26 protein-coding genes are annotated in these 26,448 nt (G+C 63.5%); 14 read left to right on the forward strand and 12 right to left on the reverse strand.

What is annotated here, in order from left to right; all coding sequences use genetic code 11:
* Window positions 1–32 precede the first annotated feature (32 nt).
* A complete protein-coding gene (locus tag PQR08_RS32565; protein WP_187603668.1) occupies window positions 33–236 on the forward strand; it encodes a hypothetical protein in 204 nt (67 codons plus the stop codon).
* Between the two features lie 6 nt (window positions 237–242).
* Here PQR08_RS32565 and PQR08_RS32570 read toward each other — a convergent pair whose 3' ends face one another.
* Genes PQR08_RS32570 through PQR08_RS32590 form a run of 5 tightly spaced genes read right to left on the reverse strand, consistent with a single transcriptional unit; the run spans window position 243 to window position 5,808 of the window.
* A complete protein-coding gene (locus PQR08_RS32570; RefSeq protein ID WP_250487236.1) occupies window positions 243–1,673 on the reverse strand; it encodes a purine-cytosine permease family protein in 1,431 nt (476 codons plus the stop codon).
* A 50-nt stretch (window positions 1,674–1,723) separates the two neighbouring features.
* Window positions 1,724–2,656 (reverse strand): electron transfer flavoprotein subunit alpha/FixB family protein, encoded by a 933-nt coding sequence (locus PQR08_RS32575; RefSeq protein ID WP_250487237.1) that lies wholly within the window; start codon window positions 2,654–2,656, stop codon window positions 1,724–1,726.
* Between the two features lie 13 nt (window positions 2,657–2,669).
* Window positions 2,670–3,419: an electron transfer flavoprotein subunit beta/FixA family protein gene (locus PQR08_RS32580; RefSeq protein ID WP_250487238.1), complete on the reverse strand. Its 750-nt coding sequence runs from the start codon at window positions 3,417–3,419 to the stop codon at window positions 2,670–2,672.
* 21 nt (window positions 3,420–3,440) lie between these two features.
* Window positions 3,441–4,580: an acyl-CoA dehydrogenase family protein gene (locus PQR08_RS32585; protein ID WP_250487239.1), complete on the reverse strand. Its 1,140-nt coding sequence runs from the start codon at window positions 4,578–4,580 to the stop codon at window positions 3,441–3,443.
* On the reverse strand, window positions 4,573–5,808 hold the full coding sequence (locus PQR08_RS32590) for a CaiB/BaiF CoA transferase family protein (RefSeq protein WP_250487240.1): 1,236 nt from the start codon (window positions 5,806–5,808) through the stop codon (window positions 4,573–4,575). The genes PQR08_RS32585 and PQR08_RS32590 overlap by 8 nt, the downstream gene beginning before the upstream one ends.
* Before the next feature lie 108 nt (window positions 5,809–5,916).
* On the opposite strand from PQR08_RS32590, the gene PQR08_RS32595 reads away from it, so the two are divergent.
* The gene (locus tag PQR08_RS32595) at window positions 5,917–6,828 is read left to right on the forward strand and encodes a LysR substrate-binding domain-containing protein (RefSeq protein ID WP_250487241.1); all 912 of its coding nucleotides are present in this window, start codon (window positions 5,917–5,919) and stop codon (window positions 6,826–6,828) included.
* Between the two features lie 18 nt (window positions 6,829–6,846).
* On the opposite strand, the gene PQR08_RS32600 is transcribed toward PQR08_RS32595, so the two are convergent.
* Window positions 6,847–7,839, reverse strand: a complete 993-nt coding sequence (locus PQR08_RS32600) for a transglutaminase family protein (RefSeq protein ID WP_250487242.1) — start codon at window positions 7,837–7,839, stop codon at window positions 6,847–6,849.
* 206 nt (window positions 7,840–8,045) lie between these two features.
* On the opposite strand from PQR08_RS32600, the gene PQR08_RS32605 reads away from it, so the two are divergent.
* Entirely contained in the window at window positions 8,046–8,900 is an 855-nt protein-coding gene (locus PQR08_RS32605; protein ID WP_250487243.1) for an SDR family NAD(P)-dependent oxidoreductase, read from the forward strand.
* A 10-nt stretch (window positions 8,901–8,910) separates the two neighbouring features.
* Here PQR08_RS32605 and PQR08_RS32610 read toward each other — a convergent pair whose 3' ends face one another.
* The 5 genes from PQR08_RS32610 to PQR08_RS32630 form a co-directional block, all read right to left on the reverse strand.
* A complete protein-coding gene (locus PQR08_RS32610) occupies window positions 8,911–9,441 on the reverse strand; it encodes a hypothetical protein (RefSeq protein WP_250487244.1) in 531 nt (176 codons plus the stop codon).
* Window positions 9,442–9,473: 32 nt separating this feature from the next.
* Window positions 9,474–11,144, reverse strand: coding sequence for an NRAMP family divalent metal transporter (locus tag PQR08_RS32615; RefSeq protein WP_250487245.1), 1,671 nt, complete (start codon window positions 11,142–11,144; stop codon window positions 9,474–9,476).
* 443 nt (window positions 11,145–11,587) lie between these two features.
* Window positions 11,588–12,202 carry an HAD family hydrolase gene (locus tag PQR08_RS32620; RefSeq protein ID WP_250487246.1) on the reverse strand — a complete coding sequence of 205 codons (615 nt, stop codon included), beginning with the start codon at window positions 12,200–12,202 and terminating at the stop codon, window positions 11,588–11,590.
* A gap of 120 nt (window positions 12,203–12,322) precedes the next feature.
* The gene (locus PQR08_RS32625; protein ID WP_250487247.1) at window positions 12,323–13,033 is read right to left on the reverse strand and encodes an SDR family NAD(P)-dependent oxidoreductase; all 711 of its coding nucleotides are present in this window, start codon (window positions 13,031–13,033) and stop codon (window positions 12,323–12,325) included.
* Window positions 13,034–13,069: 36 nt separating this feature from the next.
* Window positions 13,070–13,822, reverse strand: a complete 753-nt coding sequence (locus tag PQR08_RS32630; protein ID WP_187603656.1) for an SDR family oxidoreductase — start codon at window positions 13,820–13,822, stop codon at window positions 13,070–13,072.
* A 455-nt stretch (window positions 13,823–14,277) separates the two neighbouring features.
* Here PQR08_RS32630 and tauA point away from each other — a divergent pair, with 455 nt between their 5' ends.
* The 4 genes from tauA to PQR08_RS32650 all read left to right on the forward strand — a co-directional run bounded on the left by tauA (window position 14,278) and on the right by PQR08_RS32650 (window position 17,944).
* Complete coding sequence (gene tauA, locus PQR08_RS32635; RefSeq protein WP_238289450.1) at window positions 14,278–15,354, forward strand: taurine ABC transporter substrate-binding protein; 1,077 nt, start codon at window positions 14,278–14,280, stop codon at window positions 15,352–15,354.
* Between the two features lie 55 nt (window positions 15,355–15,409).
* The gene (locus tag PQR08_RS32640; protein WP_187603654.1) at window positions 15,410–16,228 is read left to right on the forward strand and encodes a taurine ABC transporter ATP-binding protein; all 819 of its coding nucleotides are present in this window, start codon (window positions 15,410–15,412) and stop codon (window positions 16,226–16,228) included.
* 10 nt (window positions 16,229–16,238) lie between these two features.
* Window positions 16,239–17,126, forward strand: coding sequence for an ABC transporter permease subunit (locus PQR08_RS32645; RefSeq protein ID WP_456264726.1), 888 nt, complete (start codon window positions 16,239–16,241; stop codon window positions 17,124–17,126).
* A 218-nt stretch (window positions 17,127–17,344) separates the two neighbouring features.
* On the forward strand, window positions 17,345–17,944 hold the full coding sequence (locus PQR08_RS32650; RefSeq protein WP_250487248.1) for a TetR/AcrR family transcriptional regulator: 600 nt from the start codon (window positions 17,345–17,347) through the stop codon (window positions 17,942–17,944).
* Between the two features lie 174 nt (window positions 17,945–18,118).
* Here PQR08_RS32650 and PQR08_RS32655 read toward each other — a convergent pair whose 3' ends face one another.
* Window positions 18,119–19,519 (reverse strand): spinster family MFS transporter, encoded by a 1,401-nt coding sequence (locus PQR08_RS32655; protein ID WP_238289441.1) that lies wholly within the window; start codon window positions 19,517–19,519, stop codon window positions 18,119–18,121.
* 296 nt (window positions 19,520–19,815) lie between these two features.
* Here PQR08_RS32655 and PQR08_RS32660 point away from each other — a divergent pair, with 296 nt between their 5' ends.
* The 7 genes from PQR08_RS32660 (at window position 19,816) to PQR08_RS32690 (ending at window position 26,375) form a co-directional block, all read left to right on the forward strand.
* On the forward strand, window positions 19,816–20,703 hold the full coding sequence (locus tag PQR08_RS32660) for an HpcH/HpaI aldolase/citrate lyase family protein (protein ID WP_408163710.1): 888 nt from the start codon (window positions 19,816–19,818) through the stop codon (window positions 20,701–20,703).
* Between the two features lie 29 nt (window positions 20,704–20,732).
* Window positions 20,733–21,194, forward strand: coding sequence for a MaoC family dehydratase (locus tag PQR08_RS32665; protein WP_250487250.1), 462 nt, complete (start codon window positions 20,733–20,735; stop codon window positions 21,192–21,194).
* Between the two features lie 26 nt (window positions 21,195–21,220).
* Complete coding sequence (locus tag PQR08_RS32670) at window positions 21,221–22,387, forward strand: acyl-CoA dehydrogenase family protein (protein ID WP_250487251.1); 1,167 nt, start codon at window positions 21,221–21,223, stop codon at window positions 22,385–22,387.
* A 66-nt stretch (window positions 22,388–22,453) separates the two neighbouring features.
* On the forward strand, window positions 22,454–23,692 hold the full coding sequence (locus tag PQR08_RS32675) for a CaiB/BaiF CoA transferase family protein (protein ID WP_250487252.1): 1,239 nt from the start codon (window positions 22,454–22,456) through the stop codon (window positions 23,690–23,692).
* A gap of 2 nt (window positions 23,693–23,694) precedes the next feature.
* Window positions 23,695–24,861 (forward strand): CaiB/BaiF CoA transferase family protein, encoded by a 1,167-nt coding sequence (locus tag PQR08_RS32680; protein WP_250487253.1) that lies wholly within the window; start codon window positions 23,695–23,697, stop codon window positions 24,859–24,861.
* 31 nt (window positions 24,862–24,892) lie between these two features.
* Window positions 24,893–25,579, forward strand: a complete 687-nt coding sequence (locus PQR08_RS32685) for a nitroreductase family protein (RefSeq protein WP_250487254.1) — start codon at window positions 24,893–24,895, stop codon at window positions 25,577–25,579.
* Between the two features lie 22 nt (window positions 25,580–25,601).
* The gene (locus tag PQR08_RS32690) at window positions 25,602–26,375 is read left to right on the forward strand and encodes an enoyl-CoA hydratase/isomerase family protein (RefSeq protein WP_313761219.1); all 774 of its coding nucleotides are present in this window, start codon (window positions 25,602–25,604) and stop codon (window positions 26,373–26,375) included.
* The last annotated feature ends 73 nt before the right edge of the window (window positions 26,376–26,448 follow it).

Here is a 26,448-nt window from a genome sequence, read left to right on the forward strand (position 1 = left end):
CGTTGCAGCCGCGACGATCACGGGAGGCCATCATGATTGTGATTCCCAGCCTCGTTTATATCGTTCTGAGCCTGCTCGTCGCGTATCGCGGCCGGCGCACGCATCTTGGCTATCTCGGAACGTTTCTTCTGAGCTTGTTCATCACGCCGATCATCGTGTTCGTCGGCCTCCTGCTTCTGACGCCTTCGCCTGAGAATGTCGAAATCATCTATCGCGGGGACAAGCAGAAGATTTAGGCGAGGCTAATCCGCGTTGGGCATCGCTTCGGACGCGACACGCTCCGGCACCTGCGATCGCCCGAGCCGCGACATCGCGTAATACAGAATGCCCGGCACGACGATGCCCACGATCCACGATACATCGACGCCGCCCAGCGCATCGACCCACGCGCCCGTATAGAAGCCGGTCGCGACGAACGGCATCTGCACGAGCACGCCGAGCGCATAGACCGTGATGCCCGTGACATTCCATCGTCCGTAACGGCCATTGACATCGAAGAGGGCGGGCACGTCGTAGCGCTCGCGTGTGACCCAGTAGTAATCGACGAGATTGATCGCGCTCCACGGCGTGAAGAACACGAGCAGAAACAGCAGGAACGAAGAAAACGCCTTCAGGAACGAGTGCTGTCCGGCGAGCGCGAGTCCGCTCGATGCCGCGACGCTCAGCAGCACGAAGACGAGCCGCGTGCGTGACGAGATCTCGCGCTGTCCGCCGAAGCCGGTGGCGATGGCCGCGACCGACATCACGCTGCCGTAGGCGTTGAGCGTGGTGATCGTGAGCTTGCCGAGCGTGATCGTGAAGTAGAGCACGGCGGCAATCGCGCCGGTCGCACCGAGTCCGACGATAAACGCGACCTCGTGCCCCGAAAAGCGCTCGCCGGCGAGCGCGGCGGCCAGCACGCCGAAGGTCATCGATACCTGCGCGCCGATCACCGTGCCGCTGAACACGGCGAAGAAGGTCTTGCGCGCGGAAGTGGACTTCGGCAGGTAGCGCGAATAGTCCGCGACATACGGCCCGTACGCGATCTGCCACGAGGCCGACAGCGAGATCGCCAGCAGAAAGGAAGCCACGGTGAAGTGACGGTTCGAGAGCAGCGTATCGGGCGCATGGCCGTGCAGCAGGCTCGCGAACAGATACAGAAACGCGAGCGTGCCGACGATGCTCGACGCGCGGCCCATCGCATGAATGACGCGATAGCCGAAACCGGTGAGCAGCACGATCAGCGCCGCGAAGATCAGGATCGATGTCGTGTTGTCCGTATGCAGGAGCGCGCCGATGGCCTGTCCCGCGAGCACCGTGCCGCCCGCCGAAAAGCCGATATACATCACGCAGACGAGCACGAGCGGAATGATCGCGCCGTACACGCCGAACTGCACGCGGCTGGAGATCATCTGCGGCAGGCCGAGTTGCGGGCCTTGCGCGCCGTGCAACGCCATCACCGCGCCGCCGATGACCTGGCCGATGAGCAGCCCGATCAGCGACCAGAACACATCGCCGCCGAGCACGACCGCAAGCGCGCCGACGACGACCGCCGTGACTTGCAGATTCGCGCCGAACCACAGGGTGAACTGGCTGAACAGACTGCCGTGGCGCTCCGCGTCGGGAATATAGTCGATCGAGCGGCGCTCGATCAGCGAGGCGTTCGCGGCGGGTGCTGAAGTGTTGCGTTCCATGCTCGTCTCCTGAGCGGTAAGGCACTTCGTGGGAAAGATGTGTGCGGATTTCAGATCGCGTCGACGAATGCCGGCACGATGTCGTGCAGATCGCCGACGAGACCGTAGTCGGCCACGCCGAAGATCGGCGCGTCCGGATCCTTGTTGATCGCGACGATCACCTTCGAATCCTTCATGCCGGCGAGATGCTGGATCGCCCCCGAAATGCCGACGGCGACATACAACTGCGGCGCGACGATCTTGCCGGTCTGCCCGACCTGATAGTCGTTCGGGACGAAGCCCGCATCGACGGCGGCGCGCGATGCGCCCAGCGCCGCGCCGAGTTTGTCGGCGAGCGGTTCGAGCATCTTCGCGTAGTTCTCGCCGCTGCCGAGGCCGCGTCCGCCCGACACGATGGTGCCGGCGTTCGTCAGTTCGGGGCGCTCCAGCTTCGTCGCTGCGCGGCTGATGAAGCGCGACAGCCCGCGATCCGCAGCCACTTCGATGCGCTCTATCGCAGCGCTTCCGCCTTCCGCCGATACGGCATCGAAGCTCGTCGCGCGCACCGTGAGCACCTTGACCGCATCGGCCGATCGCACCGTGGCGATGGCGTTGCCCGCGTAGATCGGGCGTTCGAATGTGTCGTCGGCGATGATGGCGGTGATATCGCTGATCTGCGCGACATCGAGCTTCGCGGCGATGCGCGGCATCGCGTTCTTGCCGAAGGCCGTCGCGGGCGCGAGGATGTGCGAGTAGTTCGCGGCGATCGGTAGCACTGTCGCTTCGATGTTCTCCGCGAGGCCGGCTTCGAGTTGCGGCGCATCGGCCAGCAGCACTTTCGACACGCCCGCGATCTTTGCCGCCTCTTCTGCAATGCCATGAGCTTGATAACCGGCGATCAGCACATGAATATTCGCGCCGATCTTCCGCGCCGCGCCGATGGTCTTCAATGTCGCCGCATTGACCGACGTGTTGCCATGTTCCGCGATAACCAGAATCGTCATTTCCCTGTCTCCGTCAAAGGACCTTGGCTTCGGTCGTGAGCTTGTCGATCAGCGCCTGCACGCCAGGCAGTTTCACGCCGGGCGCGCGCTTCGGCGGCTCGGTGACCTTGAGCGTTTGCAGGCGCGGCGTGACATCGACGCCGAGTTCTTCGGGCCGAACCGTATCGAGCGGCTTCTTTTTCGCTTTCATGATGTTCGGCAGCGTGACGTAGCGCGGCTCGTTGAGGCGCAGGTCGGTCGTGATGACGGCGGGCAGCTTCAACGACAAAGTTTCCGCGCCGCCGTCCACTTCTCGCGCGACGATCGCGAAGCCGTTATCGACTGCGATGCCTGAAGCGAACGTCGCTTGCGGCATACCGGCGAGCGCGGCGAGCATCTGGCCGGTCTGATTCGAATCGTCGTCGATGGCCTGTTTGCCGAGGATGACGAGTTGCGGCTGCTCCTTGTCGACCAGCGCCTTGAGCAACTTGGCGACCGCGAGCGGCTGCAACTCCGCGCTGGATTCGACCAGAATCGCGCGGTCCGCGCCGATCGCGAGGGCCGTGCGCAGCGTGTCCTGCGACTGCGCGACACCGCACGACACGGCGATCACTTCGGTCGCGACACCGGCTTCCTTCAAGCGCACGGCGGCTTCGACAGCGATCTCATCGAACGGATTGATCGACATCTTCACGTTCGCGATATCGACGCCCGATTGATCGGACTTCACGCCCACTTTCACATTCGCGTCGACGACGCGTTTGACTGCTACGAGAACCTTCACGATTCGTCTCCCGATGTAGTGTCAAGCGAACAGCGAACGGGCGATGACAGTGCGCTGAATCTCCGACGAACCTTCGTAGATCCGCAGGATGCGCGCGTCACGCACGAGGCGCTCGATTCTCATCTCGCGCGTGAAGCCATAGCCGCCGTGAACCTGCAATGCGGCGTCCGTGACGAACGACACCATCTCCGATGCGTAGAGCTTCGCCATCGACGCCATCTCCGTGAACGATTCACCGGCGGCGCGGCGCGCGGCGGCCTGAAGCGTCAGAAGCCAGGCCGCTTCGAGGCGCGTCTTCATGTCGGCGAACGACCACTGCAAGCCTTGCTTGCTTGCGAGCGGCTCGCCGCCGACGTGCCGCTGTTTCGCCCATTCGACCGCATCGCCGAATGCCGCTTCAGCGATGCCGAGACTCGTCGCCGCGACATCGAGACGGCTGTTGTCGAGCACCTTCATCGCGGTGCGAAAGCCGCTGCCTTCGTCGCCGATCCGGTTCGCGGCGGGCACCACGCAATCCAGCGCGACTTCATGCGCGGGCGCGCCGTGAATGCCCATCAGCTTTTCCGGCGGCGAGACGGTGACGCCCGGCGTGTCGCGATCGACCACGAACGCGCTGATGCCGCGCGTGCCTTGCGCGGGCGAGGTCTTCGCATAGACGACGATGAACTGCGCCGCGTCGGCGTTGGAGATGAAGTGCTTCACGCCGCGAATGTGATAGCTGTCGCCGTCGCGCAGGGCTTGCGTCGTCATGCCCGCGGGATTGGAGCCTGCCTGAGGCTCGGTCAGCGCGAATGCGCCGAGTTTCACGCCGGTCGCGGCGTCCGGCAGATAGCGCTCGCGCAGTTCATCCGATGCGCCGATGAGAATCGAATCGGTCGCCAGATAGTGCGCGCCGATCATGGACGATGTGGCCGCGCATGCCTTCGCGATTTCAACGAGCGCGAGAATGATCGCCGCCGGCGATGCGCCGATCCCGTTCCAGCGTTCGGGCAGGTTCATGCCCATCACGCCGAGTTCGGCGAGTGCATGGACATAACGCGTCGTCGAAATTTCTTCGCGATCGACCTGCGCCGCGTGCGGCGCGAGTTCGGCTTGCGCGAAACGGCGAATCGCGTCCGCGATTTCGAGGTCGGCGTCGGTGACGCCCAGTCGCTTAAGCAAGATCTTTCTCCTGGATGATGTCGGGTTCGCCGGTATGCACGACACCGGACGCGGCGAGCGTGGCGATCGCTGTCGTGTCGAGGCCGAGCAGGTCTTCGAGGACCGACGCGGTGTGTTCGCCGATGCGCGGCGCGCGCGTCGTGCGCGAGTTCGGATACGCCGAGAATTTGAGCGGCTGCGCGGGCAGACGCATCGTCGAGCCATCGGCTGCGACGGTTTCGACGAGCACGCCGCGCAACCGCGCGTGATCGCTGTCGAGCGCCTGCCGGATGCTCTGGATCGGCGCGACGGGAATGCCCGCGGCGCTCAGCGCGGCGTTGACTTCGGCGACCGAGCGCGTCGCTGCCCATCGCTCGATGCACACACGCAGAACGGCTTCGTGAGCGCAGCGCGAGGTGTCGTTCGCGAAGCGCGGGTCGTCGGCGAGTTCGGGCTGGTCGATCGCATCGGCGAGGCGGGCGAACAGCTTGTTGTTGAGCACCGCGACGACGAAGTGGCCATCCGACGCGCGATACGCGCCGAACGGCGCGGATGTCGGATGACGATTGCCGACGCGCGATTGCGCGACGCCCGTGGTCGCGTAGCGGGCGACGAGCGCCGCCGTCAGGTTCAGCGTGGCGTCGAACATCGACACGTCTACATGCGTGCCCTTGCCCGTGCGATCGCGTGCGACGAGCGCGGCCAGCACGCCCCAGGACGCGAAGATGCCGCTCACGACGTCGGACACGGAATCGCCGACGAGCGTCGGCTCGCCGTCGGGCGCGCCGGTCGCGTCCATCAGCCCGCACAACGCTTGCAGAATGATGTCGTAGGCGGGCCGGTGCGATTCGGGGCCGGTCTGCCCGAAGCCCGACACGCTCGCATAGACGAGCGCCGGATTGCGCGCCGACAAGGTCTCGTAGCCGATGCCGAGCCGCCCGGCGACGCCCGGACGGAAGTTCTCCACGACGACGTCCGCTTGTGCGCACAACGATTGCGCGAGCATCTGCCCGTCCTCGGTCTTCAGATCGATGACGACGCTGCGCTTGTTGCGATTCATCGCACTGAACAGGCCGCTCTCGCCGCGCGCGAACGGACCGATCGCGCGATAGTCGTCGCCGCCCGGCGGCTCGATCTTGATGACGTCGGCGCCGAGATCGCCGAGCAGCGCCGAACACAGCGGCCCCGCCAGCACCCGGGAAAAATCGATCACGCGTATGCCGTCGAGCGGCAGCCTGGACACAGTCACGACATCGTCTCCTGAAGGTCCGGCCAAAGCCGGCCGGTGTCATGATTCTGGTCGCGTCGGGTAATTAGATAAAATATCGGAATAAATTAACGCCTATACGATTTTCATATGGCTTTGTCACTCAGGCTGCTTCGCTATTTCGTCGCTGCCGCGGAACTCGGCAGCACGACCGCTGCGGCGAACCAGATGAGCGTGTCGCAGCCGTCCATCTCGGTTGCGATCCGCGAGCTGGAAGCGCTGTTCGACGATCCGCTGTTCACGCGCGGGGCCGGCACGCGCATGACGCTCACGCAATTCGGCGAGCGCAAGCTGGCGGAGGCGCGGCAACTGCTGGCTTCGGCAGCGGCGTTCTCGACCGACGATGTCGGCGATGAGGAAGGCGGCGAGGTGCAGATCGGCGTTTTTCGCACCATCGCGCCGGTCTATCTGCCGCGCGCGCTGGCGCTTGCGCGGGAGCGGCATCCGCGGCTGCGGATTCGCTTCGTCGAAGGAGATTTGCCGCAGCTCGAATCGTGGCTGCGCAAGAGACAGATCGATTTCGCGCTCATGTACGACGTCGGGCTGGGCGATGACATCGAGCGCGACTGTCTTGCGCAACTGCGGCCGTACGGGCTCGTGCCCGCCGGTTCACGCCTCGCGAAGCGCAAGCGCGCCATCTCGCTTCGCGATCTCGCGGCGGAGCCGTTCATCCTGATCGACCTGCCGCAGAGCCGCGATTTTCTGATGACGCCGTTCTGGCAATGCGGGTTGTCGCCGAATGTGGTGCATCGTGCCGCGTCGATCGAACTGGTCCGTGCGATGGTCGCGAGCGGGCTCGGCGTGTCGCTGCTGATCACGCAAAGCCCGGCGGCGACGCAATCGCCGCTCGTGGTCGAGTGCCGGATTCAGGAGTCGACGGTGATTCAGCCTCTGGTGATCGCGAGACCCGCGCGGGCGGCGCGCACGCGCGCATCGGAATGGATGTCGGCGTGTGTGCGCGATGCGGTCGGCGAATCGATGCGCGCGCGGGCAGGGCGCTGACGCAACCAGCCGCGAGCCTCAGGCCTGGTTCGAGACGCTTTCGCCGATCGGCACCGGTTCCGTCGGCCGCTCGATTTGCCGCACGCCGACGCTCACGTCCATGCCGATGAAATCCGCCGCGTCGCCGAACCAGGAACCGGACACGGGCGCGGCCTGTTCGGGCTTGCGCGTGTACGCCACGCGGATCAGATCGGTTCCGCCGACGAGCGAGTTCGTCGGGTCGTACGGCACCCAGCCCGCGCCCGGCAGGAAGACGTGCAGCCATGCATGCGTCGCGCCGGCGCCGACGACGAGCGGTTCATCGCGGCTTTCGACCTGCCGCGCGCCCTGCTGCAATCCGGTGTTGCGCACTGCGGGCGGCGCGGGCGTGTCGAGCGTCCGGTCGTACAGATAACCCGACACGAAGCGCGCGGCCAGTCCCAGCCCGCGCACCACCTCGATCATCAGCAACGCGAAATCCCGGCAGGTGCCGCTGCGCCGGTTCAGCGTCTCGGATGGACGCTGCGTGCCCATCGCGTCGCGCGACTGGTACTGGAAGTCGCCGCGGATGGCGGAGTTGATGTTCGCGAGGATGTCGCGCGTGTGGATGGTGCCGCGCCTGGGGAGAAACTGCGTCACCCAGTCGCGCAGCATCGGCTGGTCGTCGGGATATTGCGGCGGCAGGAAGGACGCGAGATCGAGCCGGTCCTCGTCGTTGTACTGGAACGGGTAATTCTCGGCTTCGGGGACGATCGGCAACTCCAGATTCTTGACGCCGAAGTGCTCGATCACGAAGCGCGCGCGAAGCTGCAACTCATCGGCGGGTACACGGGGTTCGACGACCGCGACCGAATTGGAAAACACGTCGTGAATCCAGTGCTGCGCGCTGTGCGGCGATACCGCCAGCGTCGCCGACAGCACGCGGATATCGTGCGCGGCGCGTGGCCGGAACATCACGCGATGCGGAGAGAACTCGACAGGCTTGCGGTAGCGATAGGTTGTGACGTGCTCGACTTCGAGAAAGACGGACATGTGCGACCTCCGAGCCAGTGCCGCGCGAACGGGTTGTCATCGGCGATGCATTACGTGTCCGCCGATACGGCAATCATGCCACCGATGGCGCCATACAGAAAGCCGACGCACCCGCGGTGTGCCGCGCGTTCGCGTGCTACCCTTGTTTTCACCGGAATCGCCGCGGTCCGCGTGCCAGCGCCCGCGCACAACAGGGATATCGACACATGTCTCATTCTGCTCTGACGAGAGACGCGGTTGCCGTCATCACGGGTGGCGCGTCGGGTATCGGTCTCGCTGCGGCGAAGCGGTTCGCCGAGCTCGGACTTCGTATCTGTATTGCGGACCGCGATGCCGATCGAATCGCGCAAGCCGTGGAGCACATCGCCCAAGTGAGCGCGAGCGGCGCACAAAACGTCTTCGGATTCGAAACCGATGTCGGCGTCATCGACGATGTCCGTCGCCTGCACGCGGCCGTCGTCGAACGATTCGGCGGCGTCGACGTCCTGATGAACAACGCCGGGATTCAGCCGGGCAGCACTATTTTCGGTCCCGTCGAGAACTGGACGCGCGTGCTGGGCGTGAATCTGTGGGGCGCCATTCACGGGATGCAGGTTTTCGTGCCCGACATGATTCGGCGCGGACGTCCGGGGCTCGTGATCAATACCGGTTCGAAGCAAGGCATCACGACACCGCCCGGCGATCCGGCGTACAACGTTTCGAAGGCGGGCCTTAAGGCATTCACGGAAGCGCTGCAACACGAACTGCGCAATACAGCCGGGTGCAACATCAGCGCGCATTTGCTGATTCCCGGTTTCGTGTTCACGGAGTTGACGCGCAGGGATCGGACGGAAAAGCCCGCCGCGGCATGGACGCCCGAGCAGACTGTCGACTTCATGTTGCAGCGTCTGAATGCGGGCGACTTCTACATCCTGTGTCCGGACAACGATGTGCCGCGCTCGCTCGACGAGCGCCGCATGTTGTGGGCCATTGGAGATGTCGTGGAAAATCGGCCTGCCTTGTCGCGCTGGCATCCGGATTACAAGGCAGCGTTCGACGCGTTCATCGAACAGCCTCGTTAAAGAAAGCGCTTCAGCGATGCGGCCAGAGGCTGCAATACTTCTGGCCATCCTCGAGGTTGGGCCCGACGCTTCCATCCGCCTGAACGATCTTGAGCCAGCCGTTCGGATCGGCCGTCGTGGGCGTGTCGCCGCAATTGTTGTGTACCCAGTGAATGCCGCCGCTGTACGGAATGCCGCAGGCTTCGATCTTGTCGCCGACCTTGATCGTGTTCAGCGGAGCGGGCACGCCCTTGCTGTTCTTCTGATAGCCCGACGCGAAGACGTTGTCGATAGCGATATCGTATGTTTTGCCGTCGGCATCGCCCTTGATCCGCAGATGCGTATGCGACAGCTCCACGCCATGACGGAACATGCCATGCTTGAATGTCGGAGGCGACACCGCGCGACCGGTCAGCAGCGAGCCGCCGGCCGCGTGGCAATTCTGCGCATCGTCGGCGCGCGCGCTGGTCGATAGCGCGGCGATCAGCAAGGCAGCGGCGACCAATATCCGCGCGAGCTTTATATCGCGATGACCGCAGGCTCGATGAACGAGTGATCTCATGGTTTCCTTTGTGATATCGGGATTGCGGCGCGTCACTTCATCAGCATCATCTGCACGACCTTGACGACGACGAGTCCCACGGCGATGACGAGGTAACCACGCAAGGCGGTCATCCAGATCCGGCTCGACAACGTGAGCCGGGGCCTCTCCAACTGATCGAGCGGCGGCATGCGCCACGTGTCGCGCAAGTGCCGCAGTTGCACGTTCGATTCGAAGCCGAACGCTTCGTGCCGGCCTTTGCGCGCACGGAGCAAGAAGATCATCGCATAACCGGCAAGCGCGACAACCGTACCGCCCGCGAGAATCATGCCGATGGTTTCGCCGCTGATGTCCGGGTACACGACCGACGCCGTCAGGACGATGGACAGCATCACCAGCACCCATACCACCGCGCCGGTGAAGACATTGAGCGCGCCGGAGTTGACCCAGGGACCGAGCACGGCGCGGTCGTTGCACAGGAGCAGCAGGAAGACCGTCGCGCTCGGGAGCAGCACGCCGGCGAGGGTTTGTACCGCTTCCGTGAGCAGGCCCAGCGGACTTCCGGGGATGAGAACGAGTGCCGCCGCAGCAGCGATGATCCCGAAATAGACGAAATAGAATCCCTTTGCATCGGACACGCCGCGATGCAGCGAATGACGAATCTTGAAGACATCGCCGATCGCGTAGGCCGTCGACAGCGAAACGGCGGCCGCGCCGATGATGCAGGCGTCGAGCAGCGCGACGGCGAAGATGGTCGCGGACGTCCGGCCGACATACTTTTCCAGCCCCGCGATCACGCCGCCCGCGTCGGTGAACTGTCCGGACTCGGGGTGGCCGGCGAATAGCGCGGCGCTGAACGAGATCATCGCGACCGCGCCGATCAGCACGAAGGCGATGCCGATCCACAAGTCGGCTTTCTCGTACTGCATGAAGCGCGGCGTGATCCGCTTGTCGACGACATAGCTCTGCTGGAAGAACAACTGCCACGGCGCGACGGTCGTCCCGACGATGCCGATGACGAGCAGCATCACGTCGGAGAGCTTTGCATGGGACGGCCAGTTGGGCACGAAGAAGTCGCGCGACATCTGGCCGACGGGCGGATGCACGGACACGAGCACGGGAACCAGCAGCAGGCTCAACAGGCAAAGCACGAGAGCGAAGCGCTCGAACCGCCTGAAGTTGCCCGTGCTGACCGCGGCCATGATGAGCGCCGCCGCGATGCAGACGCCCGCCATCTTCGAGACGCCCAGAAAATCGAGCGCGAACGTGATGCCGATGAACTCGGTGACGATAGTCAGCGCGTTGAGGATAAACAGATCGATGACGCTGAACGCCCCCCAGAACTTGCCGAAACGCTCGAAGATCAGCCGGGCGTGGCCGACGCCCGTCACCGCGCCCAGACGCAGCACCATCTCCTGATTGACGAAGAGAACGGGGACGAGCAGCAGCAAGGTCCAGAGCAGCGTGGTGCCGTAGTTCTGCCCCGCCTGCGTATAGGTGCCGAACGCTCCGGCGTCGTTATCGCCGACCATCACGATGAGACCGGGGCCGATGATCGCGAGCAGGGTCCGCACGCGCGCCCACCAGTTGCGGCGGGGCGCTGTGTCGTGATGCGCGATGGTGCCGAACGCGCCCTTGATGTCGCCGAGATGGGCCGAATCGAGGACGGCGCTGCGTTCGGCCGCGGCGCTGCCGGGCGATGAAATGTTCGATGGAGTGGACATTATTGTTATCCGTAATCTGGGACTGCGCACACGTTCACGCGCGCTTGCAGCGGGCGCGCGCAGGCCGCCGCGCGTGGACGCGGCGAATTGCCAGACGGGCGCGCATGAGCGTCGCCTGTGAGGCGCTTAAGAGAGGTGCACGGGGAAAACTACTGCGACGCGCACCGTCCGCTACTGGCGGGACGGCGGCTTGGGAAAGGCTGCGCTGACGTCCGGCCGGTTAGGCGGCGAAACTGTTCGATGATCGACTACTGCTGCTGTCCAAGGCATCAGCCCCTTCGTGAAGATGAAAAAATTGTAGGCGCGCTTCTTGAGGGAAGTCAACACAGTTGGTGCAAATGAAGCCCGGATGGCACGTCTTTTGTGTGGTTTCGCGCGCAAGCTTTCGGGTGGGCTCTGCTGTGGCTTTCAGCTTGCTTGGTGAAGGCGTGAAATGCCGTGGGCTAAATCAACTTCCTTAGCTTGAACTCCTCCGCCAGCGCATCGGCATCGACGAACTTGTACGCGATCAGTCCCGCATCGAGCGCGCCGCTCACGTTCGCATCCGAGTCGTCGATGAAGAACGTCTCCGAAGCCTGCGCGCCGAGCAGTTCGAGACATCGAAGATAAGCCTGCGCGGAGGGCTTCGCCGAACCGAACGACGCCGTCGCATAGACGTGAGGTCCGAACACCCGTGCGACCGGCGGATTCAGGTAACCGATGTGATCGGAAACCAGACGGCAGTTGTTGGTCAGCACCGCGATCGCATGGTTTTGAGCGATACTCGCCGCCAGATCGATGGTATCGAGATTGGGCGTGATCGATGCGCGGCGCGATGCCAGCCACATGTCGCGGCTGATCGGGCAGTCGAGCAGATCGCCGAGCATCGCGAGATACGCGTCTTCGCCGATTTCACCGCTATCCGCGCGAGCTTCGAGACCCGAGCCCCAGATCGCTTCGCGCACCGCTTCGGATGGTCTTTCGCAAAGCGCCGCCAGATGATCGACGCGCACCGCGCGGTCGTAGTGGGACAGGACGCCTTCCATATCGAACAGGACGAGGGAAATCGGTGCTGTCATGTGGATGCCCCACGAGAGAGGAACGCCATCCGGCGGCGTGGCGTCGGATGGTGAGTCGTCCCATTCTAGCTTCGCAAAATTCGCGCGGGGCCGTCTCGCCGGCTTCCAGAAAGACCCATCTCAGCGCCCCGCGCTCTGCCCGCCATCGACGTGAAGAATCTCTCCGGTGACGAAAGGCGCGGAATCGAGAAAGAGGATGGCGCTGGCGATATCGCTCGTCTCACCCATGCGTCCAAGCGGATGAAACGCGCCCAGCGCTTCGTGGTCTGCGTGCGCGTGCATCGGTGTCTTGATGATCCCCGGCGCGACGGCGTTCACGCGAATGCCCTTCTTCGCGTATTCGATCGCCAGCGACTTCGTTGCCGCGTTCAGGCCGCCCTTCGTCAGCGCCGCCAGCACCGAATAGATTCCGCTCATCGCCGCGTGATCGATGCTGGTCGTGACCGTCACCACGTGGCCGCCGGATTGCTTTTCCATCTGTGCGATCGCGAGTTGCGTGATGTGATAGAAGCCCGCCATGTTCACATGCATCACGGCGGCATAGTCTTCGGCGGTGTGTTCGGTGAAGGGCTTTCCGATGTAGATGCCCGCGTTGTTCACGAGTGTATCGATCCGGCCAAAGCGGGCGACGCCTTCCGAGATAACGCGGCGGGCGGTTGCGGGGTCGCCGATATCGCCGGCGACGCTCAGGATGTTCTCATCGTCCGACGGCTCGATCGAACGTGAAGTAGCGACGATCCGATAATCCAGCTTCCTGAATGCCCTGACGACTTCGGCGCCAATGCCTTGCGATGCGCCGGTGACGACGACGACCTTTTGTGTTGTGCTCATGCTTTACTCAAAAAATCAGGGTTCACGAACCCGGGATCAGGCCTTCTTCGCCTGCGCCAGCCACTGTTCGAGACTGACGCGGCCGATTCGCGCGTCGCCGAGCGGCACGAGCGATTGTTCCTCGACGCGGCCGCCGTAGTAGCGCGCCTCGCTGTCCGTGACAACCGGGCGCGTGTCGCCCACCGACTTCAGATAACGTCCGACGATGTCCGCGAAGGGAGCGCGGTCCGGGCCGGCGATATCGGTCATGCCGTTCAGCGGCGAGCCGCACGCGATCTGCGCGAGGAACCCGGCGACATCGTCGGCGGCGATCGGCTGAAACAAGCCATCGCCGAGTCGCACGGTTCCATCGACCATGCTGAAATCGGCGATGCCGCCGATGAACTCCATGAACTGGGTCGCGCGCACGATCGAATACGGCACGCCCGATGCTTCGATGAGCTTTTCCTGCGCGACCTTGGCGACGAAATACGCATTCTCCGGCGTGCGGTCGCATCCGACGATGGAGAGCGCGACGTGATGGCGCACGCCCGCGGCCTTTTCGGCCGTCGCGAGGTTGCGCTCCGAAGTGCTGAAAAAGTCGAGCACCGCTTGCGGTTCCCATGAGGGCGCGTTCGTCACATCCACGACGACATCGGCGCCGGCGAATGCATCGCTGAGCCCTTCGCCGGTAACGGCGTTGACGCCACTGCGCGGCGACGCGGCGAGCGCCTCATGGCCCGCCTCCTTGAGCAAGGTCACGACACGCGATCCGATCAGGCCGGACCCACCCATTACGACGATCTTCATGGCTAATCTCCCGAAGAAAAATGAGGGATATGCGAGGAGCCGGGCGAGTGCGGCCTTGCCTGAAGGTGCTCGCCTCTGTCCTATTGCGTGAGGCAATTCTCGAAGAATCTTGGCCTGACCATAAGTGCCAAGAATGTGAAGTTTGACCGGGCCATCGCAAGGCGACGGCCCGTCACAATTATAGGTAGGACAAAGGAGGTTGTAAGCCGACGTGATCCGCGCGACGCGTATCGGGCTATGTATGATCCGCCAACATAAATGAAGCGCGGCGGCGGCACGCCGGCAAACGCCGCCCTCGATGTGGACCCAACGATTGGTTCCGTCTGGCACTAACTTTCCGGATTTTTCGCTGTGGATACTCGGGCATCGGTTCGCTGCACGCGCAACGAGCCTGCACCGGAAAAGGGAACGTCGCGCGCAGGCGTTCCCGATTCTCCACTTCTCCAGGAAAGCTCATGAAAACGATCCGCGTCTCCGGCTTGAAAAGGCTGTCCGGCAAGCTGCTTCGAACGTTCGCGCCGGCGCGCGCGCTGGCCTCGCTTGCGATCGCCGCGTGCGCGTGGGGCGTCGCACAGACCGCGCATGCCGAGGACAAGGAAGTGACGATCGCGTACCAGCAGATCGTCGATCCGTGGGTCGTCGGCATCGCGGATGGCTCGATCGCGAAGGCCACCGGCTACAAGATCAACTGGCGCCAGTTCGAATCGGGCGCGAAAGTGGCGACCGCGATGGCCTCGGGCGACGTCAAGATCGGCGTGATCGGCTCCAGTCCGCTCGCCGCCGCCGTCAGTCAGGGCGTGGATGCGCAGCTCTTCTGGATCCTCGACAACATCAACGAAGCCGAGGCGATGATCGTGCGCAACGGCTCGGGCGTCGAGAAGCCGGCCGATCTGAAGGGCAAGACCATCGGCGTGCCATTTGTTTCGACGACGCACTATCACACGATGTTTGCGCTGCAGCACTGGGGCATCGATCCGTCTTCCGTGAAGATTCTCAACATGCAGCCGAACCAGATCGCGGCCGCATGGGAACGTGGCGACATCGACGCCGCCTATGTGTGGGATCCGGCGCTCTCGCAACTGAAGAAAAGCGGCAAGGTGCTGATCACGTCGGGCGATCTCTCGAAGCTCGGCAAGCCGACGTTCGACGGCATCGCGGTCGACCGCGCGTGGGGCGAGGCGCACAAGGACTTCATGGCGAAGTTCGTCAAGGCGATTGCCGATATCGACCAGCAATATCGCAGCGATCCGTCGAAGTGGAGCGCGCAATCGCAACAGGCTTCCGCGATCGCGAAGACGATCGGCGGGACGCCCGCCGAGGTGCCGGAATCGCTCGCGCTGTACGGCTATCCGTCGGCGCAGGAGCAGGCGTCGAAGCAGTGGCTCGGCGGCGGCGCATCGAGCCGCGCGGCCTTCGCGCTGAAGGATACGGCGGACTTCCTGAAGCAGCAGAAGCGGGTCAACGCGGTGCTGCCGGACTATTCGAAGTACGTGACGGCCGAATACGTCGAGGCCGCCGAAAAGCTGAAATGAGCCTGACCCGGGCACGCGCCGCTTGCCCTTGCCACATCCGAGTCCGGGAGGACATATGGGTTGCATGCAGGTGAAGAACGTCAATGTGATGTTTCCCGGACGACGCCCGGGCGAGCGCGTGCATGCGCTCGATGGCATCGATCTCACCATCGGCGATGGCGAATTCGTCGTCGCGCTCGGTGCGTCGGGTTGCGGCAAGACGACGCTGCTGTCGCTGATGGCGGGCTTCATCGCGCCGTCGTCGGGGGAGATGCTGCTCAACGGCCGGCCGGTGGAAGGACCGGGCGCCGATCGCGGCGTCGTGTTTCAGAAGCATGCGCTGCTGCCGTGGCTCAACGTGCTCGACAACGCCACGTTCGGGCTGAAGCTGCAGGGCGTGCCGAAGGCGCAGCGCGAGGAGATCGCGAAACGCAACCTCGCGCTGGTCGGCCTTCAGGATTTCCACAGGCACATGATCTATCAGTTGTCGGGCGGCATGCAGCAGCGTGTGGGCATCGCCCGCGCGCTGACCTGCGATCCCGCGATGCTGCTGATGGACGAGCCGATGGCCGCGCTCGACGCCCTCACGCGCGAGACCATTCAGGAGCTGCTGCTCGATGTGTGGCAGCGCACGCAGAAGATGCTGTTCTTCATCACGCACAGCGTGGAAGAGGCGCTATTCCTGGCGAGCCGGCTGATCGTGATGTCGCCGCGTCCGGGCCGCATCACGCATAGCTACGATCTCGATTTCAACCGCCGCTTCCTCGCCACCCGCGACGCGCGCGCGATCAAGTCGAGTCCCGATTTCATCGAGATGCGCGAGCGCGTGCTCGGCATCATCTACGGCGACGAACGTGCCGCGCATCACGCCGCCGAGGAGTTGCATCATGGATAAGCGAGCATCGATGACCGTGGCCGGTCCCGCGATCGAACGGGAGTTAGGCGCATCGCGGCGTCCACCCGGCAGACCCGCGCGGCAGTCGAAGAAAAAGCCGGTGAAACCGGGCGACACGTTCGGCGTGCCGGGCTACGGCAGCAGTCTCGCGATGAGCATCGCGACCGTCGCCGTGCTGCTGGCCGGCTGGTTTCTGATCACCGGCATGCACTGGATCAAGCCGCTGTTCCTGCCGTCGCCGCAAGCGGTGTTCGCGAAGTTCATCTCGGTGGCGAGCGAAGGCTTCGCCAACTCGACGCTCGCCGAACATATCGTCGCGAGCCTGTTGCGCGTGTTCGGCGCGTTCGCGCTCGCCTGCGTCACGGCGATTCCCGTCGGCGTGATGATGGGCGTCTCGCGGCACGCGCGCGGCGTGTTCGATCCGCCGATCGAGTTCTATCGGCCACTGCCGCCGCTCGCGTATCTGCCGCTCATCATCATCTGGTTCGGCATCGGCGAGTTCTCGAAAGTCTTTCTGATCTATCTCGCGATATTCGCGCCGCTCGCGATCGCCGCGCGCGCGGGTGTGCGCTCGGTATCGATCGAGCAGATTCACGCGGCCTATTCGATGGGCGCGACGCGCACGCAGGTCGTCATCCACGTGATTCTCAAGTCGGCGCTGCCGGAGATTTTCACGGGGATGCGTATCGGCATCGGCGTGGGCTGGACGACGCTCGTCGCGGCGGAAATGGTCGCATCGACGCGCGGCCTCGGCTTCATGGTGTTGAACGCGGCAGAGTTTCTGGCGAGCGATGTCGTGATCATGGGGATCATCGTGATCGGCTTCTTCGCGCTGTGCTTCGATATGCTGATGCGGTATCTGGAGAAGGCGATGGTGCCTTGGAAAGGGAGGGTCTGAAGCCGGACTCCGCCGAAGATGCGTCTGTGTTCCAGTCTCTTGCCGCGGCGCGTTCCGTACTGTGAACGCGCTGGCTCGCCCAAAGGAAATGCGGTAATCTCTCAAACGAACATTAGGTCGTCACGAGCGCCCGCGAGTCGGTGTGGAAACTGGACAGAGACGTAGGAACAGACGTGCGAAAGAAAAATGTAAATCCCAGCGCGGATACCCGAGAGACCTTGCTTCGGCTGGCGGCACGCTCGTTTGCGACGCAGGGCTACACGGCAACGACGATGCGCTCGATTGCGGATCAGGCCGGCATCGAGGCCGCCAGCATCTACTATCACTTTTCGTCGAAGGAAGAACTCGTCGATGTGGTGATGGAGCACGGCGCCGACAGCATCGTGCAGCACATCAACGAGCACTTCGGCGCGCTGCCCGAAAACGCGAACGCCGAAGACCGCTTCAGGGCGGCGGTCATCGGTCAGATGAGTGCGCTGATCAAGTTCGGCGATTACGCGCTCGCACATGGCCGCTTGCTGAGCCAGTTGCCGGATCAGGTGCGCGAGCGCCAGATCAAGCGGCGCGAGCGGCATCAGCGGCTGTGGACTACCGTCTTCGACGATCTGCGCGCGGAAGGTTTTTTGCGTGAGGATATCGATATCGCGCTGAGCCGCATCTATGTCCTCGGCTTCATCAATTCGGTTCAGACCTGGTTCGATCCAAAGAAGGGATCGCTCGAAAAAATCGTCGATCAGTTCATCACGATGTTCTTCGAGGGCGCGCAGCCGCCGGGCAAGCCGCGGCGACGCGCGCGCAAGAAGGAACTGGCTGCTTAGTTGCGAGCCGCTGTCGTCAGGCCGTCGCGCGCATGTCCGCTTCGTTCGCAATGGGGCGGAGCATGCGCATCAGAGTCGCGACATTGCCGAGCTTTTCGAGGTTGAAGACGCTATCGATCACATCGTCGATGCGCGCGGCCGGGAAAACGTTGATCGCGTCGATATGACCTTCGTTCAGCGCACCTGAGCCGCCCGTTCTTCGGCCAGCAAGCGCCGATAGTGCGGCAGCGCGGTAATCAGCAGCCACGCCGCGATCGCGGACGCAATCGCGCACACGATGGCGATCGAATGTCCGACCATCTTCGGGTTCTGGAATACACGATCGGTGATGAGCGCAATCAGCGTCGGGCCCGCGCCGAAGCCAACCAGTTGAGCGACGAACGAATAAATCGCGCCGACGGTGCCACGCATCCGGCTCGGCGCAACGAGCTGCAATGCCGCGGCCATGCATCCTGTGGGCAGGCTGAAGAAGAACACGATGCCGGCCGCCGCAGCCAGCGCACCGGTCGTTCCCGGTACGAAGGGAATGCTCGCGCAGCAGAGCATCATCGGGATCATGGAGATCGCCGCGGTTCGCAGCGGCGCATCTTCATAGCCACGCTTTTCGAGCTGACGCGCGACCCACGGCCCGGTCAACGCGCCCGCGATGCCGAAGACCACGACCAGCCCGCCGAAGCGAAATCCGACCAGCGAGGCCGGCATGCCATGCGTGCGAATCAGATACGTGGGCATCCATGCGGGCATGCCGAGCACGACGATCGCAAGCATGCCGACGCCGAGCAGAATCCGAGCGTAGAACCCGCGTCGCTGCCAGAGATAGCTCGCTGATGCGCCGGTCGAGAATTGCCGCTCGTCTTCGCGCGCGCTCATCACGCTGCTGCGTGCCGGTTCGCGCACGGTAAGCAGTACCAGCAACGCAAAAAGCATCCCCGGCAGCCCGATGATGACGAACGCGAGTTGCCAGGTCTGGAACTGCGTGAGGATCGGAAAGTGTTCATGAAAGGCGCGTGCGAATTCGATCACGAAGCCGCCCGCGACGAGCGAGAGCCCGCCGCCGAGCATCGGGCCGAGAATGAATATGCTCATCGCGCGCGGCATTTTCTTCGCCGAAAAGCAGTCGGCGATCATCGATAGCGCGAGCGGGAATACGCACGCTTCGCTGGCGCCGACGCCCAGCCGCGCGAGGAACAGTCCTCGATACGTATCCGCATTACCGCACAGCGCGGTGAAGGCGCACCACAGACAGATGGAGACCAAGAGAAGATTGCGCCGGTTGGTCACATCGACGAGCCGGCCGAACAGCGGCGATGCGGCCAGATACGCGGCAATGAAAGCGACGCCCTGAACGAGGCTCAACTGCGTGTCGGAGATGACGAGCGAGCGCTTGATCGGTTCGACCAGCAGATTGAGAAGCTGTCGATCGATGTATGCGAGGGAATACGCGAGCGTCAGCATCACGAGCACATACCACGCTCGTCCGCTGTCATGGATCACGTGATCGCGAGATAGATGTAGCGGCGTTTGCGCGGTGGCGCCGGCGGCGTCGGACGGCATGTCGTTCATGGCGTTTCTCATTTCTCCTCCAGTAAGAGCATTCAAAAGTCGTGAGTTCTGCAAGGCGATGTGCCGGGCATTCGATAGGCAACTCGGATGACGCGAGCGCCGGCACGCAGGATGAAAACGCGTTTACCTAATTAATGTTAGATAGTTTGTGCGGTGTTTTGAGGATGTTCCATGAGTGTTATCCATGAGGATTTGTGGCCTGGCGTCATGCGCCGCATGACGTCGGTGTAAACCCCAAATGACATCATCGCGGCGCGAGGAGGAAACTAACTATCAATCGTTAGGTAAATTGACAGACCGAGACAGTGATGACCACCCAGATGAAACCCATACGCTCCTTCCTCTTCGTTCCGGGCAACAAGCCGACGTGGATCGAAAAGTCCATCAACTCCGGAGCCGATGCTCTGATCCTGGATCTGGAGGACAGCGTGCCGCCCGCGCAGAAGGCCGAAGCACGCGAGATCGTCAGGTCGAAGTTGACGTGGCTGGCGGAGCAGAAACAGCGTGTGTGGGTGCGCATCAACCGCAGCGCGCATCTGTACGACTTCGAAGACATTCTGGCTATCGTCAGTCCCGTGGTCGAAGGCATCGTGATCTCCAAGCCTTGCGGCCCGGAAGACATTCATACCGTTTCATCGATGCTGGCCGAGGCCGAGTTCCGTGCCGGCGTGGAAGTGGGTCATACGAAGGTGATTCCGCTACTGGAAACGGCGCGCTCGCTGCAACTGGCGTACGAGATCGCCCAGCATCAACGCGTGCCCGCCATCGTGGGCGCAACGGCCAAGAATGCCGACGTGGCCCGTGCGCTCAAGACCGTCTGGTCGCTGGACGGCCGCGAGACCCAATACCTCAAGTCACGCATCGTCATGGCCGCGCGCGCCGCGGGCAAGCTGCCGATCGGCGGCGTCTGGCAACAGGTGCACGACCTCGACGGACTCAAGGCGTCGTCGGCCAATGACCGGCAACTGGGCATGAGCGGAGAACTGGTGCTGCATCCCTCCAACGTCGAGATCGTCAACCGGGCCTATAGCCCTGCCGAGGAAGAGGTGGCGTTCTATCGAGGGATGATCGACGCACTCGACAAAGCCCAGGCCGAAGGCCGCGCATCGTGCATCTACGACGGTGAACACATCGACATTGCTCATGCCAAGACGGCGCGCGAAATCATCGAACTCGCACAGTCGTTCAACGGCTGATTGCTCACCGAACCTCAGGAGACAGACACATGGCTGGCCTTTACTTCGAACAATTCAAGCCCGGCATGGTGATCGAACATGCCATCCGCCGCACCGTGACCGAGACCGACAACATCCTGTTCTCGGCCATGACTTACAACTGTGCGCCGCTGCATATCGATGCCGAATACAGCAAGAACACCATGTACGGCCAGCGTCTGGTGAACAGCATGTTTCTGCTGGCGCTGGTGGCCGGTATCACCGTGTATGAAACGACGCTGGGCACCACACTCGGCAACCTTGGCTTCGGCGAAATCGCCTTCCCCAAGCCCACTTTTCATGGCGATACGGTCCGCGTCGAGACCGAGATCGTCGAGACGCGTCTGTCGAAAAACCGCAAGGACTCGGGCATCGTGACCTTCAGGCACATTGCCCGGAATCAGCGCGACGAGATCGTCTGCACGGCTCTTCGCACCGGCCTGATGATGCTGCGTCCCGCCGACAAGGCCTGATTGCATACTTGGAGAAGGACTAGGCCATGGACTACCAACTCAGCGCGGATCAGCTTGCCATCGTCGATGCAGCGCAGAAGATCTGCACGGACTTTCCTCTCGAATACTGGCGCAACAAGGACAAGAAGCACGAGTTTCCGCACGAGTTCTTCGACGCCGTCGCGAGCGGCGGGTGGCTCGGCATCTGCATGCCGGAGGATGTGGGCGGCGCGAATCTGGGCGTGACGGAAGCGGCGCTCTTCATGCGCGCGGTCGCCGAGTGCGGCGGGCAGGCAGCAGCGTCCACCATCCACATGAACATCTTCGGCTTGCAGCCCGTCGTGCATTTCGGCACGGAAGCGCAGAAGAAAGCATGGCTGCCGCCTTTCGCGCGTGGCGAGAACAAGGCGTGTTTCGCCGTGACCGAGCCCGACACAGGTCTCGATACCACCAAGCTCAAAGTGACGGCGAAGAAGCAGTCCGACGGGAACTATCTCATCTCGGGCAAGAAGGTATTCATCTCGACCGCGCAGGTCGCCGATCACATGTTGATCCTCGCGCGCACCACACCGATCGAACAGGTAAAGAAGCACAGCGAAGGGCTGAGCCTGTTCTACACGAAGCTCGACCGCGATTACGTCGATATTCGGGAGATCGACAAGCTCGGCCGCGCCGCCGTCGATACGAACGAACTCTTCATCGATAACCTGCCGGTGTCGAAGGACGCGCTGATCGGTGAGGAAGGCAAGGGCCTGAGCTATATATTCCACGGCATGAATGCCGAGCGCGTTTTGGTGGCGGCCGAGCAGATCGGCATCGGCCGCGCGGTGCTCAAACTCGCGACGCAATACGCGAAGGAACGCGTGGTGTTCGGTCGGCCCATCGGCAAAAACCAGGGCGTTCAGCATCCGCTGGCGCGCAACTGGGCGGAACTGGAAGCGGCGAATCACATGATCTTTGCCGCCGCGGATCTCTACGACAAGGGACTCTCCTGCGGCTCCGAAGCGAACGCGGCGAAGCTGCTGGCATCCGAGGCCTGCATGAACGCGTGTCAGACCTCGATCCTCACGCACGGCGGCTTCGGCTATGCGAAGGAGTATCACGTCGAGCGCTTCATGCGGGAAGCGTGGATCGGCTACATTGCGCCGGTCACGCCGCAGCTTATCCTGTCGAATATCGCGGAGCGTAAGCTCGACTTGCCGAAGTCCTACTAGGCACGGCGGTTCAATAAGACTGGCGACCGCCAATGGCTGGATTGGCGGCTGCTTCAGGAGACAAGCATGTCAGCTACAAGACCCTTGCAGGGTATTCGCGTTCTCGATCTGACCGTGGCGCTGGCCGGGCCCTATGGATCGCTGTTGCTGGGTGGTCTGGGCGCCGAAGTCATTCGCGTCGAGTCGCCCGGCGGCGGCGATATCGCGCGCAATAACCCGCCCTATGTGGGCAGGGAAGGCATCCACTTCGGTGTCAGGCACGAGGAAGATGTGTCGCTGACCATCCTCAATCGGGCGCGCAACAAGAAGAGCATTACGCTCGATCTGAAGTCGGAGCAGGGCCTCGCGCTCTTCATGGAACTGGTCAAGGAATGCGACGTGGTCATCGAAAACGCGAGCGAGGGCGTGACGGCGCGCCTGGGCGTGGACTATGAAAGCGTGCGCAAGGCCAATCCGAAAATCGTCTACGCATCTATCAAGGCCTTCGGCGAGCCCAGCCCTTACCCCAATCTCAAGGGGATGGACATCATCGTGCAGGCGCTCTCCGGCATCATGGACGTAACCGGTGTCGCCGATGGGCCGCCCACGCGCTGGGGCCTGCCTATCGCCGATCTCGTCGCGCCGCTCTACGCCGTCAATGGCATTCTCGCGGCGCTCATCCATCGCGGCAGGACGGGCGAGGGGCAACTGGTGCAGGTTTCCATGCTCGACTGCCTGTCTTCGATGGTGGCCGAGGAGCACTTCGACGTGTTCTTCGCGAACGGGTATCCGAAGCGCTCGGGCAACTTTCAGGATCGCCTCGTGCCGTTCGGCGTGTACGGCACGCGCGACGGCCACGTGGCCATGGTGGCGTTCCAGCCCGACTGGTTCCGCAATCTCATGGAGGCCATCGGCAAGCCCGAAATGGCCGTCGATCCGCGCTACGCGACGCGCGGTCCGCGCATGAAGCACGCGACCGAAATCAACGCGACCATCGAGGAATGGACGCGACAGCACAGCACGGAAGAAGTGATACGCGAGCTTCAGGAAAAGCGCGGCGTGCCCGCGGCCCCTGTGCGTTCGCCGCTCGAAGTGCTCAAGGACCCCGTGTTGCAGGCGCGCGGCGCCGTGGTGAAGCTCGAGCATCCGGGCCTCGCCGATGTCGACGCGATGGGCATGGGCCTGCCTATCCGGTTCTCGCAAACGCCGGTGCAGTTCGATCAGCCGGCCCAGGAGCTCGGCGCATCCAACGAAGAGATCTATCGGGATCTGCTGAAGCTGCCGGATGATCGCCTGCGGCAATTGCGCGACGAAGGGGTGATCTGATCATGTCCGCCGCATCTTCCCGGGGAGGACCGCTCGCGGGCGTCAAGGTCGTCGAGATCGCGGGCATCGGTCCCGGTCCGCTGGCCGCGATGTTTCTGGCCGATCTCGGCGCCACCGTGATCCGTGTGGATCGCAAGGAGCCTTCGGGCCTCGGCGCGCCGCGTCCCGTGCAGTTCGATCTGGGGCTGCGCAATCGCAAGTCCATCCGCGTCGATCTGAAAGACGCGGACGCCGTCGAGATGGTGCTCGAACTGATCGACCAAGCCGATGCGCTTATCGAAGGCTTTCGCCCCGGCGTGATGGAGCGGCTGGGTCTGGGCCCCGATACGTGTCTCACGCGCAATCCGCGTCTCGTGTATGGCCGCGTGACCGGCTGGGGGCAGGACGGCCCTCTTTCGCAGGTGGCCGGGCACGATCTGAACTACATCTCCATCACCGGCGCGCTGCATGCGATGGGTCGCGCGGGGCAGGCGCCCACGCCGCCGCTCAACGTGCTGGGCGACTATGCGGGCGGCTCGTTGTATCTGGCGTTCGGACTGCTCGCGGGCATCATCGAGGCACGCAGTTCCGGCAAGGGCCAGGTCGTGGACGCCGCGATGGTGGACGGCGTGGCCTCCATCATGACGGTGACGATGGGTCTGCACGCGGCAGGTATGCTCGGCAAGGAACGCGGCACCAATCTGCTCGATACCGGCGCGCACTTCTACGAGGTGTATGAGTGCGCCGATGGCAAGTACGTCAGCGTCGCGCCGATCGAAGGCAAGTTCTACAGGCTTCTGCTTGAAAAGCTGGAGCTACAGGATCATCCGCTGCTGCAAAAGCAGATGGACCGCGCGCAATGGCCGAAGGCCAAAGAGGTGCTGGCCGCGAGGTTCAGGGAACATACGCGCGACGAGTGGGCGCGGCGGTTCGGCGAAACGGACGTCTGCCTCGCGCCGGTGCTCGACTTCGACGAAGCATCGAGCCATCCGCATATCAAGGCGCGCGGCACGTTCATCGACCTCGACGGCGTGACGCACCCGGCGCCCGGCCCGCGCTTTTCGCGCACGCCCGCCGCGCCGCCCGAGCCGCCGGCGGCATCGAGCACGGACAACGCCATCGACGCACTGCGCGGCTGGCTGCCGGATGACCACATCGAAGCATTGCGCGCGAACGACACCTTTATCTGAGGGCTTGGGAACAGGCAACAGGCTTATCGACATGACATCGCATACTTCCGATCTCACCGCTCTCGATCGACTCACGAGGGGCCGCTCAACGTGCCGCGCGTACGAGCACAAGGCGCTGGATGCCGAACTGATACGCAGCATCGTCGGCATGGCGAGCCGCTCGGCCTCGTGGTGCAACGTGCAACCGTGGCAACTGGTCATCACCGAAACGCTGGAAAGCACGGAGCGCTTCCGCGAGGCGCTGATTGAGCGCGCGTTCAGCCATCCGCAAACCGAATCCGATCTGCCGTTTCCGCCCGGTTACAAGGGCATTTATGGCGAGCGTCGGCGCGGGGCGGGCATCGCGCTCTATACGTCGCTCGGCATCGGCCCCAGGGATGCCGAACGCAGTGCGCAACAGGCATTCCGCAATTTCCGCATGTTCGATGCGCCGCATGTGGCCATCATCACCGTGCCTGCGGAGCTGGGTCCGTATGCGCTCGTGGATGCGGGCGGCTTCGTCTCCTCGTTTCTGCTCGCAGCCTACGCTCACGGCGTGGCCACGACGCCGCAAGGGGCGCTCGCACGCCACGCGCATTTCGTGCGCGAGTATTTCGGCATTCCCGATACGCAGCACATGATTTGCGGCATCTCGTTCGGCTTTGCGCAGACCGGGCACCCCGTCAACCAGTTTCGCACCACGCGCGCTGGCGTCGACGATCTGGTGCGCTTCGCCTGAGTGAATGAAAAAGGGGAACATCGTGGCATTGCTGATCGACCACCCCGCGCCGCACGTGCGCCGCATCACCCTGAATCGCGCCGAGCGCATGAACGCGCTCGACGGGCCAACCTTGCAGCATCTCAACGACGCGGTGCGCGAATGTATCGCTGCGGCCGGCGAGATCAAGGTGCTCGTGATCCGGGGCAGCGGCCGCGCGTTCTGCGCGGGCAACGACCTCAAATGGCTCGCAAGCGGCGTGCTGGCCGACCGCGCCGCGCATATGCGTCACCAGGATCTGATGCAGGACACCTACGAGCGCCTGGAGTCCGCACCGCAGATCGTGCTGGCCAGCATCAACGGCTACGCGCTCGCGGGCGGCTTCGAACTGGCGCTCGCCTGCGACCTGATGATCGCCGATGAAGCCGCACAACTCGGCGACGAACATATCCGCCGCAGCCTGCTTCCGAGCGGCGGCAGCTCTCAGCGGCTGCCGCGCAAGCTGGGCTTTCAGCGGGCCATGTACTACCTGGTCACGGGCCGGCGCATGACGGGGCGCGAAGCTGTGGACATGGGTCTGGCCGCGTTGGCCGTTCCATCTCTGCAACTGGAGAGCGCCACGCTGCAACTGGCGCAGGAAATCGCTCAGGCCGACGCGCTTGCGCTGACTTCGATGAAGCAGATGGCGCGCCGCGCGATGGAACTGCCGCTCTCCGATGGCCTGCGCTACGAGCGCTGGATGCAGCATTGCTATCGAACGCAGTCGCCGTCGCTGGAGGCGGGTGTGCATGGCTTCGGCGGCAACCTCGGGAACTGATGCATGCAGCCAGCGCGCCGCCGCATGCGTCGCGCGGGGCCGTGTAAACCCTCCGTGGCGCCCAGGCGCATCA

Origin of the sequence: Caballeronia jiangsuensis, from assembly GCF_046030135.1 — a bacterium.
GTDB lineage: Bacteria > Pseudomonadota > Gammaproteobacteria > Burkholderiales > Burkholderiaceae > Caballeronia > Caballeronia jiangsuensis.

Excerpts from the sequence above, each read along its gene's own strand:
- PQR08_RS32565 (WP_187603668.1), top strand. The coding sequence starts at position 33 with ATGATTGTGATTCCCAGCCTCGTTTATATCGTTCTGAGCCTGCTCGTC.
- PQR08_RS32570 (WP_250487236.1), bottom strand. The coding sequence starts at position 1,673 with ATGGAACGCAACACTTCAGCACCCGCCGCGAACGCCTCGCTGATCGAG.
- PQR08_RS32575 (WP_250487237.1), bottom strand. The coding sequence starts at position 2,656 with ATGACGATTCTGGTTATCGCGGAACATGGCAACACGTCGGTCAATGCG.
- PQR08_RS32595 (WP_250487241.1), top strand. The coding sequence starts at position 5,917 with ATGGCTTTGTCACTCAGGCTGCTTCGCTATTTCGTCGCTGCCGCGGAA.
- PQR08_RS32600 (WP_250487242.1), bottom strand. The coding sequence starts at position 7,839 with ATGTCCGTCTTTCTCGAAGTCGAGCACGTCACAACCTATCGCTACCGC.
- PQR08_RS32605 (WP_250487243.1), top strand. The coding sequence starts at position 8,046 with ATGTCTCATTCTGCTCTGACGAGAGACGCGGTTGCCGTCATCACGGGT.
- PQR08_RS32610 (WP_250487244.1), bottom strand. The coding sequence starts at position 9,441 with ATGAGATCACTCGTTCATCGAGCCTGCGGTCATCGCGATATAAAGCTC.
- PQR08_RS32615 (WP_250487245.1), bottom strand. The coding sequence starts at position 11,144 with ATGTCCACTCCATCGAACATTTCATCGCCCGGCAGCGCCGCGGCCGAA.
- PQR08_RS32620 (WP_250487246.1), bottom strand. The coding sequence starts at position 12,202 with ATGACAGCACCGATTTCCCTCGTCCTGTTCGATATGGAAGGCGTCCTG.
- PQR08_RS32625 (WP_250487247.1), bottom strand. The coding sequence starts at position 13,033 with ATGAGCACAACACAAAAGGTCGTCGTCGTCACCGGCGCATCGCAAGGC.
- PQR08_RS32630 (WP_187603656.1), bottom strand. The coding sequence starts at position 13,822 with ATGAAGATCGTCGTAATGGGTGGGTCCGGCCTGATCGGATCGCGTGTC.
- tauA (WP_238289450.1), top strand. The coding sequence starts at position 14,278 with ATGAAAACGATCCGCGTCTCCGGCTTGAAAAGGCTGTCCGGCAAGCTG.
- PQR08_RS32640 (WP_187603654.1), top strand. The coding sequence starts at position 15,410 with ATGGGTTGCATGCAGGTGAAGAACGTCAATGTGATGTTTCCCGGACGA.
- PQR08_RS32645 (WP_456264726.1), top strand. The coding sequence starts at position 16,239 with ATGACCGTGGCCGGTCCCGCGATCGAACGGGAGTTAGGCGCATCGCGG.
- PQR08_RS32655 (WP_238289441.1), bottom strand. The coding sequence starts at position 19,519 with ATGAGAAACGCCATGAACGACATGCCGTCCGACGCCGCCGGCGCCACC.
- PQR08_RS32660 (WP_408163710.1), top strand. The coding sequence starts at position 19,816 with ATGACCACCCAGATGAAACCCATACGCTCCTTCCTCTTCGTTCCGGGC.
- PQR08_RS32665 (WP_250487250.1), top strand. The coding sequence starts at position 20,733 with ATGGCTGGCCTTTACTTCGAACAATTCAAGCCCGGCATGGTGATCGAA.
- PQR08_RS32670 (WP_250487251.1), top strand. The coding sequence starts at position 21,221 with ATGGACTACCAACTCAGCGCGGATCAGCTTGCCATCGTCGATGCAGCG.
- PQR08_RS32675 (WP_250487252.1), top strand. The coding sequence starts at position 22,454 with ATGTCAGCTACAAGACCCTTGCAGGGTATTCGCGTTCTCGATCTGACC.
- PQR08_RS32680 (WP_250487253.1), top strand. The coding sequence starts at position 23,695 with ATGTCCGCCGCATCTTCCCGGGGAGGACCGCTCGCGGGCGTCAAGGTC.
- PQR08_RS32685 (WP_250487254.1), top strand. The coding sequence starts at position 24,893 with ATGACATCGCATACTTCCGATCTCACCGCTCTCGATCGACTCACGAGG.